Genomic DNA, 16,832 nt, shown 5'->3' on the forward strand with positions numbered 1-16,832 from the left:
CTCCCCTCCCCTCGTCCGACAAGGCAGCGAGTATCAGGCCGCTGCCTTGACCTTGGGCTCGACCAGGGGCACGTTGAACACGTCGTAGCCGAAGCACCAGGACGGATCTTCGTTGGTGCGCAGCCAGGTGTTGTCGTGCGAGATGCGCTGCACCTTGCTGGCGCGCTCGGCACGGTTGGCTTCGTACAGGGCGAAGGCCAGCTCATGGTTGTGCGCGCCGACTTCCTTGAGGCAGCGCGCCAGCATGGCGCCGTCCTCGATGGCCATGGCGGCGCCCTGGGCCATGTGGGGCTTCATGGGGTGGCAGGCATCGCCCAGCAGCACCAGGCGGCCACGGCTCCACAGCGGCAGCGGATCGCGCTCGAGCAGCGACCACTTGGTCACTTCCACGGTGGCGTCGATCAGTGCCTGCACGGTGGGATGCCAGCCCGAGAAGGCCTCGCGCATCTCTTCCTTGCTGCTGGGCAGCCAGCGGTCGTTGAGGTCCCACTTCTCGACGGGCACGCCGGTCACGTAGTACAGCTCGTCGGCCTTGCCGGTGACGAAGTAGGTCATCATGTGGCGGTCATCGCTCCACCACTTCACGCAGGCGTCAAAGGGCAGCATGCCGGCCTTGACTTCGGGCGTGGGGAACACGGCGCGGTGGGCCAGGTAGCCCGCGTACTTGGGCAGCTCCGGGCCCAGGAGTTCCTCGCGGATGCGGGAGTTCACGCCATCGGCGCCGATGACGATGTCGGCCTCCTCGGTCGTGCCGTCGGCAAAGTGCATGACGACCACATTGCCGCGGTCCTCCACCTTGGTCAGGAACTTGCCGTAGGCCATCACGCTGTCGGGCAGGGCCTCGACCAGCAGCGCATGGAAGTCGCCACGGTGCACGGTCAGGTAGCTGGCGCCGTATTCCTTGACGGCGTAGTCGCCCAGCGGAATCTGGGCCAGCACGTCGCCCGTCTGCCAGTGGCGGCTGTACCAGTAGTCGGGATGCGAGCCCTGCTCGTTGAGCGCGTCCTCGATGCCGATGCGGCGCAGGATCTTCATCACATTGGGCCCGACGTGGATGCCGGCTCCCAGGCGCGAGAAGCTGGGCGCCTGCTCATAGACGCGGACATTGAAGCCTTCCTGGAGCAGCAGCTTGGCAGCTGCAGCCCCGCCGAGACCGGCGCCGACAACGGCGATTCGAGGGGATTGAGACACAGTTTTCTCCTTGCAGGAATGTTGAAAGCCAGACGGGGCAACCGTTGCTTCGGCGCGTCCTTGCAGGGTGTAGAGCAGGAAGCGTGCCAGGCAACAAAACACTTAATTCAGGTGTATGCACTTGAATTTTTCAAATCGACGCATGCACCATAGGGCGGCAGAATAAATTGAAGTTCGCCATTTTTGGTGCAATTTCTGCACCAAATCAGTACAAACCCCGAGAAAATTCTCATTTGCAAGGCGGCACGTCTTTTGCAAGAATAAAGCGTACACACTCAGTTGATTCTGATCAGAAACCCTCGAAACTTCGCAAAGGCAAGTCCATGACCAAAACGTTCCGCATCGGCCAGATCGTCCCCAGCTCCAACACCACCATGGAGACCGAGGTGCCGGCCATGCTGCAGGCCCACTCCACGCTGCGCCCGCAGGACCGCTTCACCTTCCACTCCAGCCGCATGCGCATGAAGAAGGTCCAGAAGGAGGAACTGGCCGCCATGGACGCCGAAAGCGACCGCTGCGCGCTGGAGCTGAGCGACGCGCGCGTGGACGTGCTGGGCTATGCCTGCCTGGTGGCCATCATGGCCATGGGCAAGGGCTACCACCGCGTCTCGCAGCAGCGCCTGACCGAGCGCACGGCCAGCAATGGCGCCACCGCCCCGGTGATCACCAGCGCCGGCGCGCTGGTGGAAGCGCTCAAGGTCATGGGCGCCAAGAAGATCGCCCTGGTGGCGCCCTACATGATTCCGCTGACCCAGCTGGTCATGGACTACGTGGCCGCCGAAGGCTTCGAGATCGTGGACTGGCGCGCGCTGGAGATCCCCGACAACCTGGACGTGGGCCGCCACGACCCCGCCAAGCTGCCCGGCATCGTGGCCGGCATGAACTACGCCGACGCCGACGTGATCGTGCTGTCGGCCTGCGTGCAGATGCCCTCGCTGCCGGCCGTGGCCCAGGTCGAGGCCCAGACCGGCAAGCCCGTGCTGACCGCCTCCATCGCCACCACCTATGCCATCCTCAAGGAACTGGGGCTGGACCCCGTGGTGCCGGGCGCGGGTGCGCTGCTGTCGGGCGCCTCCCCCTACGACACCGGCAACAGCGCAGCCAAGGCCTGAGGAACACACGCATGACCAGCACCTCCAGCACCCCCAGCACATTCCGCTACGGCGGCAACGTCCATGCCAACGGCATCCGCCAGCACTACCTGCGCTACGGCGGCGCCGAGGGCGAACGCGCGCAGCGCGACGCCGTCATCCTGATCCCCGGCATCACCAGCCCGGCCGTGACCTGGGGCTTCGTGGCCGAGCACCTGGGCCGCCAGTTCGACACCTATGTGCTGGATGTGCGCGGGCGCGGCCTGTCGTCCTCCGGCCCGGGCCTGGACTACAGCCTCGATGCCCAGGCCGCCGACGTGGCCGCCTTCGCCCAGGCCCTGGGCCTGCAGCGCTGGGCGCTGGTCGGCCACTCCATGGGCGGGCGCATCGCCGTGCGCGCCGCGCGCAGCCAGCCGGTGGGGCTCACGCGCCTGGTCATCGTCGATCCGCCGGTCTCCGGCCCCGGCCGCCGCGCCTACCCGGCCGCCCTGCCCTGGTATGTGGACTCCATCCGCCAGGCCACGCTGGGCATGGATGCCGAGGCCATGCGCGCCTTCTGCCCCACCTGGACCGAAGAGCAGCGCCAGCTGCGCGCCCAGTGGCTGCACACCTGCCACGAGCCGGCCATCGTGCAGAGCTTCGAGGACTTCGGCCGTGACGACATCCATGCCGACCTGCCCCGCATCCAGCACCCGCTGCTGCTGGTCACGGCCGAGCGCGGCGACGTGGTGCGCAGCGAGGACGTGGCCGAGTGGCAAGGCCTGGCACCCCAGACCGAGCATGTGCGCGTGCCCAATGCCGGCCACATGATTCCCTGGGACAACGAGGCCGGGTTCTATTCGGCCCTGGGCGATTTCCTCGGCGCGCGGGTGGACTGAATGTCCAACCGCAGCCCACTCCCATCCATCGCGACACCAAGGAGCCGACCATGTCCGTCAGCGATATCGATCTGATCCACGCCTGGAAGCAGGTGCTCACGCTGTCCCGGCTCGAAGCCGGCCAGACCGTCACCGTGCTCACGGGCGCCGACACGCACCCGCAGACGCTGCGCTGCGCCATTGCCGCCTCCAGCGAAATGGGTGCGCGCGTCAACCGCCTGGACCTGCCGCCCGTCAATGCCGAAAAATCACTGAGCCGCGACTCCCTGGCCTACCTGGGCACGACGCCGCTGACCGGCAACCCCGCCGCCATCGCCGCGCTCAAGGCCAGCGACCTGGTGCTGGACCTGATGACGCTGCTGTTCTCGCCCGAGCAGCACGAGATCCTGCAGACCGGCACCAAGATCCTGCTGGCCGTGGAGCCACCCGAGGTGCTGTGCCGCCTGGTGCCCACCGAGGGCGACCGCGCGCGCGTGCAGGCCGCATCCAAGCTGATCGAGGCGGCCGGGCAGATGCACATCACCTCGGCCGCGGGCACCGACCTGCGCTGCCGCCTGGGCAGCTTCCCGGCCATCTGCGAATACGGCTTCGTGGACCAGCCCGGCCGCTGGGACCACTGGCCCAGCGGCTTCGTGCTGACCTGGCCCGACGAGGGCGAGAGCAACGGCCGCGTGGTGCTGGACCGGGGCGACATCCTGCTGCCCATGAAGGACTACGTGACCGAGCCCATCGAACTCGTCATCGAAAAGGGCTACGTCACGCGCATCAGCGGCGGCCTGCAGGCCGACATCCTCAAGGAGTACATGGCCTCCTACGAGGACCCCGAGGCCTATGCCGTCTCCCACATCGGCTGGGGGCTGCAGCCGCGCGCCCACTGGTCCATGCTGGCCCACTACAACAAGGAAACCCACATCGGCATGGACGCCCGCGCCTTCGAGGGCAACTTCCTGTGGTCCATGGGCCCCAACAACGAGGCCGGGGGCAGCCGCACCACGGCCTGCCACATCGACATCCCCATGCGCCACTGCTCGGTGGCGCTGGACGGCAAGCCCACGGTCATCGACGGCGTGGTGCAGGACGAGGAAGGACTGGCGCGCGCCGCCAAAAGGTCCAAGCAAGGAAAGGACATCGCATGACAACCGCCACCACCAGCACGCAGAGCGTTCCCACCGAGGGCGTGCAGGGCGACATCTCCGCCTACGCACGCCAGGGCTTCGGCACGCCGCTGCCGCTCAAGGCCCCGTTCGGCCTGCTCATCATCGACTTCGTCAACGGCTTTGCCGACCCGGCCGTCTTCGGCGGCGGCAACATCCCCGAAGCCATCGCGCAGACGCAGCACCTGCTGGCCCATGCGCGCGAGCGCGGCTGGCCCGTGGCGCACAGCCGCATCGTGTTCTCGGACGACGATGCCGACCACAACATCTTCTGCCTGAAGGTGCCCGGCATGCTGACCCTGAAGGAAGACAGCCCCAACAGCGCCATCGTGCCCCAGCTGGCCCCGGCCGCTGGCGAATACGTGGTGCGCAAGAGCACGCCTTCGGCCTTCTTCGGCACCATGCTCGCACCCTGGCTGGCCCAGCGCGGCGTGCAGACCCTGCTGGTGGCCGGCTGCGTGACCAGCGGCTGCGTGCGCGCCAGCGTGGTCGATGCCATGCAGTCGGGCTTTCGCCCGCTGGTCGTGGCCGACTGCTGCGGCGACCGCGCCCTGGGCCCGCACGAGGCCAACCTGTTCGACATGGCCCAGAAGTACGCGGCCGTGATGCCGCTGAGCCAGGCCATCGCCGACACCGACGCCCTCGCCGCAGGTTGATCCCACCGCGCCAACGCGCCTATGGGGCCGGCCCTGCGCAGCCGGCCCCGGAGTGCATAACATGCACAGGGCACGCCTGAAGGCGTGCCCGCGAAGAACACCGCCCCATGAACCTGCCCCAGCCCCAAGCCCTGCACGCACAGCTGCTCACGCGCGCCGACACCCTGCTCGTGGTGCGCCAGCCCGTGGCGCCGCCGCGCCCTGCGCCCGGCCAGCCCGGCACGGCCTCCGACTATGTGCAATCCACGCCCGAGGTCTTCGTGGCCGTGCTGGCCGACGAAGCCGCGCCCCAGGGTTGGCGCGCCCTGGCCTTCAACGGCCATGTGGACCTGGGCACGGGCATACGCACGGCCCTGGCGCAGATCGTGGCGGAAGAACTCGAAGTGCCTCTGGAGCGCCTGGACATGGTGCTGGGCCACACGGCCGCCGCGCCCAACCAGGGCCCGACCATTGCCAGCGCCAGCATCCAGATCTCGGCCGTGCCGCTGCGCCGCGCCGCCGCCCAGGCGCGCGAGCAGTTGCTGGCGCTGGCCGCGCAGCAATGGAATGTGGCGGCGGACCGGCTCCAGGCGCGCGAAGGCCTGGTGCGCTTTGCCGATGGCAGCGATGCCCGCGAACTCGGCTATGGCGATCTGCTGCGCGGCCAGCAGCTGCAGCTGACGCTGGCCCCGCCCGATCAGGAGGTGAAGCTCAAGCCCGCCAGCGAATACCGGCTCGTCGGCCGTGGCACGGCGCGCGTGGACATCCCTGCCAAGGCCACGGGCGAGCTGAGCTTTGTGCACGATGTGCGCGTGCCCGGCATGCGCCATGGCCGCGTCATCCGCCCTCCGCACCCGGGCCGCGACGGCGGCGATTTCATCGGCCGCTGCCTGGTGGCCGTGGAGCGCGACTCCGTGGCCCACCTGCCCGGCAACGTGCAGGTGGTCACCGAAGGCGACTTCGTCGGCGTGGTCGCCGACCGCGAGGAACAGGCCATTGCCGCCATGCGCGCACTGCGCGTGCAATGGCAGGCCGTGCCGCCGGCGCCTGACTTATCCGATCTGGCTGCGGCGATACGAGCCAATCCCGCCCAGCACCGCTCGCTGGTGGACCAGGGCACTGTGGACGATGCCTTCGCGGGCGTCGGCACGGGTACGGCCACCGAACTGCGCCGCAGCTACGTCTGGCCCTACCAGATGCATGCCTCCATCGGCCCGTCCTGCGCCGTGGCCGATTTCAGCGGGGGCCGTCTCAAGCTCTGGGCCGGCACGCAGAACCCCCACATGCTGCGCACCGACCTGGACCGCCTGCTGCAACTGGGCGAGGACCGCATCGAGATCGTGCGCCTGGAGGCGGCCGGCTGCTACGGCCGCAACTGCGCCGACGATGTCTGCGCCGACGCCGCCCTGCTGTCCATGGCCGTGGGCGCGCCCGTGCGCGTACAGCTCACGCGCGAGCAGGAACACCAGTGGGAGCCCAAGGGCACGGCCCAGCTCATGGACGTGAGCGCGGCCATCGATGCCCGGGGCGAACTGCTGGCCTACGACTTTGCCGTGCGCTACCCCTCCAACGACGCGCCGCTGCTGGCCCTGCTGCTCACGGGCCGCATCCCGGGCGAGCCGCGCACGCTGGAGATGGGCGACCGCACCGCCGTGCCGCCCTACCGCTATGCCAGCCAGCGCATCACCTGCCATGACATGGCGCCTATCGTGCGCTCATCCTGGCTGCGCGGCGTCTCGGCCCTGCCCAATTCCTTTGCCCACGATTGCATGATCGACGAGCTGGCCCATGCGGCCGGCGCCGACCCCGTGGACTACCGTGTTCGCCACCTCGATGACCCGCGCGCCGTCGAGCTGATCGAGGCCACGGCACGCCACGCGGGCTGGCAGCAAAACCAGCCGGGAAGCCGGGGCCGCCCCGGCGCCGACGGCCTGCTGCACGGGCGCGGCGTGGCCTATGCGCGCTACATCCACAGCCGCTTTCCCGGCTTCGGAGCGGCCTGGGCCGCCTGGGTCATCGACATCGACGTGGACCCCGCCAGCGGCCGCATCGCCGTGCGGCGCCTGGTCGTGGGCCAGGACACGGGAATGATGGTCAACCCCGACGGCGTGCGCCACCAGATCCACGGCAACGTCATCCAGACCCTGAGCCGCAGCCTGATGGAGAAGGTCGCCTTCAATGCGCAAGGCGTGGCCAGCCGCGAGTGGGGCAGCTACCCCATCATCGGCTTCCGCGACCTGCCACCCATCGAAGTGGTGCTGATGCCGCGCCAGGACGAGCCCCCCATGGGCGCTGGCGAATCGGCCTCGGTCCCCGGCCCGGCCGCGCTGGCCAATGCGCTGTTCGACGCCACCGGCCGACGCTTCTACGCCGCGCCGTTCACGCCCGACGTGGTGCGCGCCGCACTGAATGCCGCGCCGAACGCCACGCCAGAGACTGCACAACCCGCCTAGTCTTTCAGCGCCCCCGCATGCCGCAGGCACTGCGCGCGCCAACCGGCGTCGTCCTGCAGTTGCAGCGCGGCCTGCAGCGCGCGCGTGGGCGCCACGCCCTGCTGGGCCATGAAGCCTATGGGGGTGACCAATTCGGGCGAGCGCAGTGGCCGGGCCACCAGGCCCGGCATGTGGCGCACCGTTGCCACCATGGCGCCCGGCAGCACGGTGGTCATGCCATCCGTTCCTTGCGCCACGGCCATCACCAGGGTCAGCACGGAGTTGGTTTCCATGGCGGGCTGCACGGAAATGTCCACGGCGGCGAAGGCCTCGTCGATCACCGTGCGGTTGTGCATGTCGGGGGTGAGCAGGCACAGCGGCATGCCGGCCACTTCGCGCCAGGCGATGTCGGCACCAAAGGCAAAGGGCCGGCCCTCGCCCTGCCCATCGCGGCACTCGGGGCACTCGCGGCACAGCAGGTAGTAGTGCTCCTCGTACTGGGGCCAGGACTGCAGGCGCGGTCCGCGCGGCGGCATGCGCGCGCTGTAGCCCAGGGCCAGGTCCAGGGACAGGTCTTCGAGCCCGCTCTCGATCTCGGCCGAGCTCATGGACAGCACCACGGGCGTGATGCCCGGATGGTGCTCGCGCAGCAGGGCCGCAAAGCGCGTGAGCATGGGCATGGCCGTGGGCACGGCCGCCATGCGCAGCTGCCCGCGCAGCGCGCCGGCGGCGGCGCTCAGTTCCTGGCGCAGGCCTTCCTCGGCCCGCAGCATGGCCAGGGCCGTGGCCAGCACCTGATCGCCCTCGGGCGTGAAGCCCGCGAACGAGCGGCCCCGGCGCACGATGACCGTGCCGAACTCCTCCTCCAGCGCGCGCAACGCATTGGACAGCGCCGGCTGGGTGATGTGGCATGCCAGCGCCGCGCGGCCGAAATGGCGGTGCTCGTTGAGCGCCGCCAGATACCGCATCGAGGTCAGCAGGTTCATGCGCAATAACCTGAGTCGATTACCATGCCACCGATTTCGGCACAAATCAGATCGACATGGCCAGTGCGAGAAAAACTGGCGTAATCCAACCCAGGGACGCCGAGGAAGGGCCGCCCCGCCCCGAGGGCGTCGTCCCCCTCCCGCGCAGCGAGAGAGGGGGAAGCGGCGCAGCCGCTCAGGGGGCGCAGCATTTCAGGTTCCCTGGCTCACCGTGATGGTGGGGAACTTGCTCGTGAAATCGCGCGCCTTGAGCGCCACCTTCACGGCCAGGTCGCGCGCCACCTTCTTATAGATCTGCGCGGCTTCGCTGTCGGGCTCGGCCACCACGGTGGGCTTGCCGCTGTCGGCCTGCAGGCGGATCTGCAGCGACAGGGGCAGAGCGCCCAGGTAGTCGATGCCGTACTCGGCCGCCATCTGCTTGCCGCCCTCGGCGCCGAAGATGTGCTCCACATGGCCGCAGTTGGTGCAGACGTGGGCCGCCATGTTCTCCACCAGGCCCAGGATGGGCACGCCCACCTTCTCGAACATCTTCACGCCCTTCTTGGCGTCGATCAGGGCGATGTCCTGGGGCGTGGTGACGACCACGGCGCCCGTCATGGGCACGCGCTGGGCCAGCGTCAGCTGGATGTCGCCGGTGCCGGGCGGCATGTCCACCAGCAGGTAGTCCAGATCCTTCCAGTTGGTCTGGCGCAGCATCTGCTCCAGCGCCTGCGTGGCCATGGGGCCGCGCCAGATCATGGCCTGGTCGTTGTTGACCAGGAAGCCGATGGACATGACCTGCACGCCATGGCTTTCCATGGGCTCCATGGTCTTGCCGTCGGGGCTTTCGGGGCGGCCGGAGATGCCCATCATCATGGGCTGGCTGGGGCCGTAGATGTCGGCGTCCAGGATGCCCACGCGCGCGCCCTCGGCGGCCAGCGCCAGCGCCAGGTTGGCCGTGGTCGTGCTCTTGCCCACGCCGCCCTTGCCGGACGAGATGGCGATGATGTTCTTGACGCCCGGCAGCAACTGCACGCCGCGCTGCACCGCATGCGCGGCGACCTTGGACGTGATGTTGACCGAGACATTGCCCACGCCCTCGACGGTCTTGGCCGCCGCGACGAACTGGCCGCGCAGCGCCGGCACCAGGCTTTGCGCCGGATAGCCCATCTCCACGTCGAAGGCCACGTCGGCCCCCGTGACCTGCAGGTTGCGCAGGGCGCGGGTGCTCACATAGTCCTTGCCGGTGTGGGGGTCGAGCACGCTGGAGAGCGCGGCCAAGAGCGCTTGTTCTGTGACTGCCATTGCTTTGATTACTCCTAGAGCCGGATAGTCTATCCAAGGCCCCAAGCCCTCGCCCGCGCGAGACAATGCAGGCCCCGCTGGCTTTGTTCCCATTTCTCCCGCCTTTTTCCGCGAAAGATCCGCCCCGTGAAATTCAAGATGGCCCACAACTCCCTGTTCGCGATCCTGCTGCGCTCGCGCTGGTGGATCAGCATCGCGCTGGCCGCGCTGGTGACCCTGGTGTCCACGGCGCTGCTGCCCAAGGACATCGCGCCGTTCGCCGCCATCACCGCCCTGCCCTTCTTCGGCATAGGCTGCGTTGCCGCCTGGCGCCAGCTGCGCGCGCCCAGCCCCGCCAAGGTGGAGCAGGCCCTGGAGATCGCCGCCCAGCAAAGCTGGCGCGAGTTCGCCGATCGGCTCGATCGCGCCTGGCAGGCCGAGGGCTACACCGTCACCCGCCTGTCCGACAAGGACGGCGCCGACTTCGTGCTGGAACGCGAAGGCCGCACCACCGTGGCCAGCGCCAGGCGCTGGAAGGCCGGCGTGCACGGCATGGAGCCGCTGCGCGCTCTGCTGGCCGCAGGCCAGGCGCGCGATGCGGCCACGGTCTGCTACCTGTCGCTGCAGCCGCCGGCCGAGAATGCAGCCGCCTGGGCCAAGCAGCAGGGCATCGCCCTGATCTCCGGCAAGGACCTGGGCTCCCTGCTGGCCAAGGCCTGATTCCTTCGGGGTCATCCCCTGATCTGATGACGGCCGGCGCGCGGCACACTCCAGGCATGCCCGATGCCGCGCCCTCACCCGACTCCAGCCTCCCTCCCCCCAGCACCGGACTGCTGCTCAGCGGCGGCGGCGCCCGCGCCGCCTACCAGGCCGGCGTGCTGGAGGCCATTGCCGAGATACGCCGCGCCTGCGGCCAGCAGCATGGCCCCAATCCCTTCCCCATCCTGGTCGGCACTTCTGCCGGCGCCATCAACGCGGCCGCCCTGGCCTGCGGCAGCGACCATTTCGACCGGGCCGTGCGCCGCATGTCGCGCATCTGGCGCAACCTGCGGCCCGAGGACATCTACCTGTCCGACTCGCTGAGCGTGCTGCGCAGCGGCGCGCGCTGGCTGACCCTGCTGTCCCTGGGCTGGGCCCTGGCGCGCTGGGGCCGCATGCGCCCGCGCTCGCTGCTGGACAACCAGCCGCTGGGCCGCCTGCTGTCGTGTGGCCTGGTTCCGCTGGAACGCCTGCCGCAATTGATCGCGGACGGCCACCTGCGTGCGCTGGCGGTCTCGGCCTCCAGCTACACCACCAGCGAGCATGTGACCTTCTGCCAGGCGCAGGACCAGCTCCAGCCCTGGGTGCGCAACCAGCGCAAGGCCGCCGCCGCCCAGATCACGCACGCGCACCTGCTGGCCTCCTCGGCCATCCCCTTCATCTTTCCGGCCACGCCGCTGCCGCTGGACGGCGCCACCGAATACTTCGGCGACGGCTCCATGCGCCAGACCGCGCCGCTGGCGCCCGCCATCCACCTGGGCGCAGAGCGCATCCTCGTCGTGGGCGCGGGCCGGCGCACCGAGCCGCCGGCCAGGCCGCCGCCAGAAGGCGCAAGCTACCCGTCGCTGGCCCACATCGCGGGCCACACGCTGTCGAGCATCTTCCTGGACGCCCTGTCCCTGGACGTGGAGCGCGCCGAGCGCATCAACCAGACCCTGGCCCTGATCCCGCCCGCCGACCGCGAACGCAGCCGGCTGCGCCCGCTGCAGCTGCTGGTCATCTCGCCCTCCGAGCGCATAGACGCCATCGCCGCGCGCCATGTGGGCCAGCTGCCGCTGCCCATGCGCACCCTGCTGGGTGCCCTGGGCGTGCGCCAGGACGCCAGCGACCCGCGCGGCGCCGCCCTGGCCAGCTACCTGCTGTTCGAGCGCAGCTTCACCCGCGAACTCATGGCCCTGGGCCGGCGCGACGCGCTGGCGCGGCGCAGCGATATCGAGCAGTTCATGGGCTGGCAGCGCCCGCTGGTCGCCAGCTGACGCCTGCAGCCAACAGGCCTGGCGCAGCGAAGGCCCGCAACAACTCCCCCGTATGTCGGCCTGCACGGAAAAGCCATCGCCGCCCCACAACCGCCCAGCCCTTCTAGAATGTCAGGTTCCCCCGAGAAAGCCGCCATCCATGACCGCACGCAAACTCTTCGTCACCACCGCCCTGCCGTACGCCAACGGCAACTTCCACATCGGCCACATCATGGAATACATCCAGGCCGACACCTGGGTGCGTGCGCAGCGAATGCAGGGCAACGCGGTCAACTTCGTGGGCGCCGATGACGCCCACGGCGCGCCCATCATGATTGCGGCCGAGAAGGCCGGCAAGACGCCCCAGCAGTTCGTGGCCGACATCGCCGCAGGCCGCAAGCAGTACCTGGACGGCTTCCACATCGCCTTCGACAACTGGCACAACACCGATGCGCCCGAGAACCACGCGCTGGCCCAGCAGATCTACAGGGACCTGAAGGCTGCCGGCTTCATCGAGACGCGCACCATCGAGCAGTTCTTCGACCCCGAGAAGAACATGTTCCTGCCCGACCGCTTCATCAAGGGCGAATGCCCGCGCTGCCACGCCAAGGACCAGTACGGCGACAACTGCGAGGTCTGCAGCGCCGTCTACGCGCCCACCGACCTGATCAACCCCTACTCGGCGCTGTCCGGCGCCAAGCCCGTGCTCAAGAGCTCGGAGCATTTCTTCTTCAAGCTGTCGGACCCGCGCTGCGTGGAATTCCTGACCGAATGGACCCAGGACGGCCAGCATGTGCAGCCCGAGGTGGCCAACAAGATCAAGGAATGGTTCAGCGTGCGCACCAACCCGGACGGCACGACCAGCGAGGGCCTGGGCGACTGGGACATCTCGCGCGACGCACCCTACTTCGGCATCGAGATCCCCGATGCGCCGGGCAAGTACTTCTACGTCTGGCTGGACGCGCCCGTGGGCTACCTGGCCTCGCTCAAGAACCTGCTGGACCGCCGCGGCGAGGACTACGAGGCCTACATGGCCGACCCCGCGCTGGAGCAGTACCACTTCATCGGCAAGGACATCATCACCTTCCACACGCTGTTCTGGCCCGCCATGCTCAAGTTCAGCGGCCGCAAGACGCCCACCAAGATCTGCGTGCACGGCTTCATGACCGTGAACAACGGCGAGAAGATGAGCAAGAGCCGCGGCACCGGCCTGGACCCGCTCAAGTACCTGGGCCTGCAGATGAACCCCGAGTGGCTGCGCTACTACCTGGGCGCCAAGCTCAACGGCAAGAATGAAGACATCGACTTCAACCCCGATGACTTCATGGCCCGCGTCAACTCCGACCTGATCGGCAAGTACGTGAACATCGCATCGCGCGCGGCCGGCTTCATCGCCAAGCGCTTCGACGGCAAGCTGGGCACGGTCAGCGAAGATGGCCAGGCCCTGCTGGCCCAGCTGCGTGGCCAGAGCGAGGCCGTCGTCCAGGCCTTCGAGAACCGCGACACGGCCCGCGCCGTGCGCGAGATCATGCAGCTGTGCGACCGCGTCAACGAATACGTGGATGCCAACAAGCCCTGGGAGCTGGCCAAGCAGGAAGGCATGGACGCCCGCCTGCAGGACGTGTGCACCACCTGCATCGAGGCCTTCCGCCTGCTGACCATCTACCTGAAGCCCATCCTGCCGGCCGTGGCCGAACAGGTGGAAGGCTTCCTGAACGTGGCGCCGCTGCAGTTCGCCGACGCACAGAGCCTGCTGGGCGCCGGCCATGCCATCGGCCTGTACAAGCACCTGATGCAGCGCGTGGACGTCAAGCAGCTGGAGGCCCTGTTCGAGGCCCCCGAGCCCGTGGTCGAGAAGGTCCTGCCCGGCGGCGAGGAAATTGCCGAAACCATCAGCATCGACGACTTCGCCAAGGTGGACCTGCGCATCGCCAAGATCGTGGAATGCAAGCCCGTGGAAGGCTCGACCAAGCTGCTGCAGCTCACGCTGGACGTGGGCGAAGGCAAGACACGCAACGTGTTCTCCGGCATCTCCAGCATGTACCAGCCCGAGCAGCTGCAGGGCAAGCTCACCGTGATGGTGGCCAACCTGGCGCCGCGCAAGATGAAGTTCGGCATCTCCGAAGGCATGGTGCTGGCCGCCAGCCACGCCGATGAGAAGGCCAACCCCGGCATCTACGTGCTGGAGCCCTTCCCCGGTGCCACACCTGGCATGCGTATACATTGAAATGCCCCCTGAGTCGCTTCGCGCCTTCCCCCTGAAGGGGGGCATACGGGCACCCGGCGACACCCTCGGTGCGGGGCGACCCTTCCTCGGCGTCCCTGACTTGGGCTCTGCCGGTTTCAAAGATTGCGCACAGTGTGTTGGACGACAATCATGAAGTCTGCAAAGTCCCGCAAGCCCTCACGGTCCCCGGCCCTGGGGGCTTTTCTTTGCCTGTGCGCCAGCGCACTGCTGTCCGGCTGCACCGTGGTGGCCGTGACCGCCACGGCGGTCAGCGTCACGGCCTCGGCCGTGGGGCTGGCCGCGGATGCGGCTGTGGGCACGGCAAAAATCGTCGGCAAGGGAGTGGGCAAGGCCGTCGATGCGATGAGCGATGACGGGGCAGCCGCAGACAACAGCGGCATCACGGTCCGCTACCGCACGCCCGATGGGCAGCCCCTGACGCCCTGAGGCTACTGCCCGGCGTAGCGCCCGGGCCGGTGGCTCACGGCCAGGAACACGCCCATGATCACGGCCGCCAGCACCGACCAGGCCACGCGCTCGAAGGGCACGACCCACAGCGCCAGCAGCACCACGCAGCAGTCGATGGCCATCTGCACTTTGCCGGCGCGGATGCCGTACCGGTCCTGCAGGTAGAGCGAGGCGATGGTGGCGCCGCCCAGGCTGGAGCGGTGGCGCGCCAGGAACAGCAGGCCCGAGCCCATGAGCAGGCCGCCCGCAATGGCGGCAAAGGCCGGGTGCAGGTAGTCTATGTGGATGAGGCGCGGCCCCATTTCGGTGATCAGCGACAGCGCGCCCACGCAGATGAAGGTCTTGACCGTGAAGGTGCGGCCCACGCGCGTCCAGGCAAACCAGTAGAACGGGATGTTGATCGCGAAGAAGATGAGGCCGAACGGCCAGCCCGTGGCGTAGTGCAGCACGAAGGCCAGGCCCGCCGTGCTGCCCGTCAAAAGCCCCGCCTGGGCGAACATCATCATGGCGATGCCCACGAACAGGGTTCCGGTGAAGAGGGCCTGGACATCCTCGAAGAGGCCATGGCGCAGCGAAGCGGTGGCCGAAACAGGCGCAGCGGGTAGGGAGGGCGTGGACATTGTCGGGGTGATGACAGATCTATCGTCGCAAAGGCCCCGGTTCGGGGCCTTCACCGTACCCATGGGGTGTCATAGGTACAAACCCGGATTCTAGAGACTGTTGCCCCGGCGCGCTGTGGCGTGCAGGGTACAGCGCGCCGCAGGGGCTTGCAGGGACCTGTTGTCAGGCTCCGCCGTGCAGTTTCTCGCGGCCGGCGCTGCGCAGCACGCGGCCGTCGGGGCCGAAGGTCACGGTGAACTCCATGTCGCGCGTGGGGGGATCGATGTAGTTCCAGTCCCAGTCGGTTTCCTGCTTGAGCTGGTAGGTGGTGACCTTGGCAGGCTTGCCCAGCATGCGGCGCACCTGCTCCTCGTCCATGCCGGGGCGGATTTTCTCGAAGTTGTGCGGCGCCAGCACCTGGCGCAGCGCGCTCATGCGGCCATCGGTGCCGATGGTGATCATGTAGTTGCGGCTGCCGGCGGGCTGGCGGTTGTACTCGAAGGTGCGCGAGCCGTCGGGCTCGGTCCAGATGCGTTCGGGCTCGCCAAAGCGGGCGCGGACGTCGGCCTCGGTGGACAGGCCTTCTTCGAGTTCCTTGATGTTTTGGGGATCGCAGCCGGGCAGCCCAAGCATGCCCATCACGGCCACGGCAACGCCCAGAAGACGGGAGACTAGGTTCATCGGCGGTGTCCCGGTAAAATCACGCGATTCAAGAGGTTATCAGTCTATGTCATTCTTTCGCCGCCCCGATTACCGTTCCGACGCCACGAACTTCATCAACGAGCTGAAGAAGCAAAAGCCCGAGCTGCCCAGCCAGCAGCTGGCCGGCCGCTCGCTGCTGTGGGACAAGGACGTGAACCACGAAGTCTGGGAAGACCTGCGCGCCGGCCGCGTGGACCAGAAACCCTACGTCTACCAGACGAACTCCTGATTTCGGCTGCAATGACACATCAGCCTGTTTCGCTGTGGCACCCTGCGCATGCAGCTGATGCCTGCGCAGCAAGGCATGGCCGAGGCTGAGTCCGCACTGGCGCCTGCGGGCGCCGGCGCCGCATCCCCCGCTCCTGGCGACGATTCACCGGTCGTGATCGACCAGGTGGCTTTGGCGCGCCTGTACGGCGAGCCGCTGTTCGCCCTGCCGCAGGACCTGTACATCCCGCCCGATGCGCTGGAGGTCTTCCTCGAAGCCTTCGAAGGGCCGCTGGACCTGTTGCTGTACCTGATCCGCAAGCAGAACTTCAACATCCTCGACATTCCCATGCTGGACGTGACGCGCCAGTACATGCGCTATGTCGACGAAATCCGCAGCCGCAACCTCGAGCTGGCGGCCGAGTACCTGCTGATGGCGGCCATGCTCATCGAGATCAAGTCGCGCATGCTGCTGCCGCCCAAGAAGCAGGACGATGGCGAGGAAGCCGAGGACCCGCGCGCCGAACTGGTGCGCCGCCTGCTGGAGTACGAGCAGATCAAGCTCGCTGCCCAACAGCTGGGCCAGGTGCCGCACTACGGGCGCGACTTCCTCCGGGCCCAGGTCCATATCGAGCAGAACCTGCAGCCGCGTTTCCCCGATGTGGACGTGGCCGAGCTGCAATCGGCCTGGCGCGACATTCTCAAGCGTGCCAAGCTTGTGCAAAGCCACAAGATCACGCGCGAGGAACTCTCGGTGCGCGAGTACATGAGCCAGGTGCTCAAGGCCCTGCAGGGCCGGCGCTTTGTCGAGTTCGAGACCCTGTTCCAGCCAGAGAAGGGATCGACCGTGCTGGTCGTGACCTTCATCGCCCTGCTGGAGCTGGCCAAGGAAACGCTGATCGAGATCACCCAGGCCGAAGCCTTTGCGCCCATCTACGTGCGCCTGGCCTATACGCCCGTCTAGCGGGCACGTACACAGGCACGCGCACACCGACAGGCCGGCA

The 16,832-nt window shown here is 68.1% G+C and carries 16 protein-coding genes; 11 read left to right on the forward strand and 5 right to left on the reverse strand.

Annotated features, from left to right (window positions below; all coding sequences use genetic code 11):
- Positions 1-33 precede the first annotated feature (33 nt).
- Complete coding sequence (locus ACRSCF_RS23905) at positions 34-1,191, reverse strand: FAD-dependent monooxygenase (RefSeq protein WP_016449030.1); 1,158 nt, start codon at positions 1,189-1,191, stop codon at positions 34-36.
- Between the two features lie 323 nt (positions 1,192-1,514).
- Between ACRSCF_RS23905 and ACRSCF_RS23910 the strand changes: the two genes are divergently transcribed.
- The 5 genes from ACRSCF_RS23910 (at position 1,515) to ACRSCF_RS23930 (ending at position 7,402) form a co-directional block, all read left to right on the forward strand.
- A complete protein-coding gene (locus ACRSCF_RS23910; protein ID WP_279613710.1) occupies positions 1,515-2,303 on the forward strand; it encodes a maleate cis-trans isomerase family protein in 789 nt (262 codons plus the stop codon).
- Positions 2,304-2,314: 11 nt separating this feature from the next.
- Positions 2,315-3,160, forward strand: coding sequence for an alpha/beta fold hydrolase (locus ACRSCF_RS23915; RefSeq protein WP_016454169.1), 846 nt, complete (start codon positions 2,315-2,317; stop codon positions 3,158-3,160).
- 50 nt (positions 3,161-3,210) lie between these two features.
- The gene (locus ACRSCF_RS23920; protein WP_012203775.1) at positions 3,211-4,296 is read left to right on the forward strand and encodes a hypothetical protein; all 1,086 of its coding nucleotides are present in this window, start codon (positions 3,211-3,213) and stop codon (positions 4,294-4,296) included.
- Entirely contained in the window at positions 4,293-4,970 is a 678-nt protein-coding gene (locus tag ACRSCF_RS23925) for an N-carbamoylsarcosine amidohydrolase (RefSeq protein ID WP_016449034.1), read from the forward strand. Before ACRSCF_RS23920 ends, ACRSCF_RS23925 begins: the two co-directional genes overlap by 4 nt.
- A gap of 107 nt (positions 4,971-5,077) precedes the next feature.
- Positions 5,078-7,402, forward strand: coding sequence for a xanthine dehydrogenase family protein molybdopterin-binding subunit (locus ACRSCF_RS23930; protein WP_244387242.1), 2,325 nt, complete (start codon positions 5,078-5,080; stop codon positions 7,400-7,402).
- On the opposite strand, the gene ACRSCF_RS23935 is transcribed toward ACRSCF_RS23930, so the two are convergent.
- Positions 7,399-8,367 carry a LysR family transcriptional regulator gene (locus tag ACRSCF_RS23935; RefSeq protein WP_016449036.1) on the reverse strand — a complete coding sequence of 323 codons (969 nt, stop codon included), beginning with the start codon at positions 8,365-8,367 and terminating at the stop codon, positions 7,399-7,401. The two genes, ACRSCF_RS23930 and ACRSCF_RS23935, sit on opposite strands and share 4 nt — an antisense overlap.
- A 192-nt stretch (positions 8,368-8,559) precedes the next feature.
- Positions 8,560-9,651, reverse strand: coding sequence for an iron-sulfur cluster carrier protein ApbC (gene apbC / locus ACRSCF_RS23940; protein ID WP_012203771.1), 1,092 nt, complete (start codon positions 9,649-9,651; stop codon positions 8,560-8,562).
- Between the two features lie 138 nt (positions 9,652-9,789).
- Here apbC and ACRSCF_RS23945 point away from each other — a divergent pair, with 138 nt between their 5' ends.
- From ACRSCF_RS23945 to ACRSCF_RS23960, 4 genes are all read left to right on the forward strand, one after another.
- Entirely contained in the window at positions 9,790-10,350 is a 561-nt protein-coding gene (locus ACRSCF_RS23945) for a restriction endonuclease (RefSeq protein WP_016449037.1), read from the forward strand.
- A 56-nt stretch (positions 10,351-10,406) separates the two neighbouring features.
- On the forward strand, positions 10,407-11,645 hold the full coding sequence (locus ACRSCF_RS23950) for a patatin-like phospholipase family protein (RefSeq protein WP_016449038.1): 1,239 nt from the start codon (positions 10,407-10,409) through the stop codon (positions 11,643-11,645).
- 139 nt (positions 11,646-11,784) lie between these two features.
- Complete coding sequence (gene metG / locus ACRSCF_RS23955; RefSeq protein WP_034366112.1) at positions 11,785-13,851, forward strand: methionine--tRNA ligase; 2,067 nt, start codon at positions 11,785-11,787, stop codon at positions 13,849-13,851.
- A gap of 150 nt (positions 13,852-14,001) precedes the next feature.
- Complete coding sequence (locus tag ACRSCF_RS23960; RefSeq protein ID WP_016449040.1) at positions 14,002-14,298, forward strand: hypothetical protein; 297 nt, start codon at positions 14,002-14,004, stop codon at positions 14,296-14,298.
- 2 nt (positions 14,299-14,300) lie between these two features.
- On the opposite strand, the gene ACRSCF_RS23965 is transcribed toward ACRSCF_RS23960, so the two are convergent.
- Entirely contained in the window at positions 14,301-14,939 is a 639-nt protein-coding gene (locus tag ACRSCF_RS23965) for a YitT family protein (RefSeq protein WP_017404251.1), read from the reverse strand.
- Positions 14,940-15,102: 163 nt separating this feature from the next.
- Complete coding sequence (gene bamE / locus ACRSCF_RS23970; RefSeq protein WP_016449042.1) at positions 15,103-15,600, reverse strand: outer membrane protein assembly factor BamE domain-containing protein; 498 nt, start codon at positions 15,598-15,600, stop codon at positions 15,103-15,105.
- Positions 15,601-15,646: 46 nt separating this feature from the next.
- Here bamE and ACRSCF_RS23975 point away from each other — a divergent pair, with 46 nt between their 5' ends.
- Together ACRSCF_RS23975 and ACRSCF_RS23980 are read left to right on the forward strand one after the other, a co-directional pair.
- The gene (locus ACRSCF_RS23975; protein WP_016449043.1) at positions 15,647-15,850 is read left to right on the forward strand and encodes a DUF3460 family protein; all 204 of its coding nucleotides are present in this window, start codon (positions 15,647-15,649) and stop codon (positions 15,848-15,850) included.
- Positions 15,851-15,925: 75 nt separating this feature from the next.
- The gene (locus ACRSCF_RS23980) at positions 15,926-16,792 is read left to right on the forward strand and encodes a segregation and condensation protein A (RefSeq protein WP_026062089.1); all 867 of its coding nucleotides are present in this window, start codon (positions 15,926-15,928) and stop codon (positions 16,790-16,792) included.
- Positions 16,793-16,832: the final 40 nt, after the last annotated feature.

This window comes from Delftia sp. 11MD (assembly GCF_050907895.1).
Taxonomy (GTDB): domain Bacteria; phylum Pseudomonadota; class Gammaproteobacteria; order Burkholderiales; family Burkholderiaceae_C; genus Comamonas; species Comamonas tsuruhatensis.

Coding starts and splice junctions, on each gene's coding strand:
- ACRSCF_RS23910 (WP_279613710.1), top strand. CDS start 1,515: ATGACCAAAACGTTCCGCATCGGCCAGATCGTCCCCAGCTCCAACACC.
- ACRSCF_RS23980 (WP_026062089.1), top strand. CDS start 15,926: ATGGCCGAGGCTGAGTCCGCACTGGCGCCTGCGGGCGCCGGCGCCGCA.
- bamE (WP_016449042.1), bottom strand. CDS start 15,600: ATGAACCTAGTCTCCCGTCTTCTGGGCGTTGCCGTGGCCGTGATGGGC.
- ACRSCF_RS23945 (WP_016449037.1), top strand. CDS start 9,790: ATGGCCCACAACTCCCTGTTCGCGATCCTGCTGCGCTCGCGCTGGTGG.
- ACRSCF_RS23950 (WP_016449038.1), top strand. CDS start 10,407: ATGCCCGATGCCGCGCCCTCACCCGACTCCAGCCTCCCTCCCCCCAGC.
- ACRSCF_RS23920 (WP_012203775.1), top strand. CDS start 3,211: ATGTCCGTCAGCGATATCGATCTGATCCACGCCTGGAAGCAGGTGCTC.
- ACRSCF_RS23965 (WP_017404251.1), bottom strand. CDS start 14,939: ATGTCCACGCCCTCCCTACCCGCTGCGCCTGTTTCGGCCACCGCTTCG.
- ACRSCF_RS23975 (WP_016449043.1), top strand. CDS start 15,647: ATGTCATTCTTTCGCCGCCCCGATTACCGTTCCGACGCCACGAACTTC.
- apbC (WP_012203771.1), bottom strand. CDS start 9,651: ATGGCAGTCACAGAACAAGCGCTCTTGGCCGCGCTCTCCAGCGTGCTC.
- ACRSCF_RS23930 (WP_244387242.1), top strand. CDS start 5,078: ATGAACCTGCCCCAGCCCCAAGCCCTGCACGCACAGCTGCTCACGCGC.
- ACRSCF_RS23935 (WP_016449036.1), bottom strand. CDS start 8,367: ATGAACCTGCTGACCTCGATGCGGTATCTGGCGGCGCTCAACGAGCAC.
- ACRSCF_RS23960 (WP_016449040.1), top strand. CDS start 14,002: ATGAAGTCTGCAAAGTCCCGCAAGCCCTCACGGTCCCCGGCCCTGGGG.
- metG (WP_034366112.1), top strand. CDS start 11,785: ATGACCGCACGCAAACTCTTCGTCACCACCGCCCTGCCGTACGCCAAC.
- ACRSCF_RS23925 (WP_016449034.1), top strand. CDS start 4,293: ATGACAACCGCCACCACCAGCACGCAGAGCGTTCCCACCGAGGGCGTG.
- ACRSCF_RS23915 (WP_016454169.1), top strand. CDS start 2,315: ATGACCAGCACCTCCAGCACCCCCAGCACATTCCGCTACGGCGGCAAC.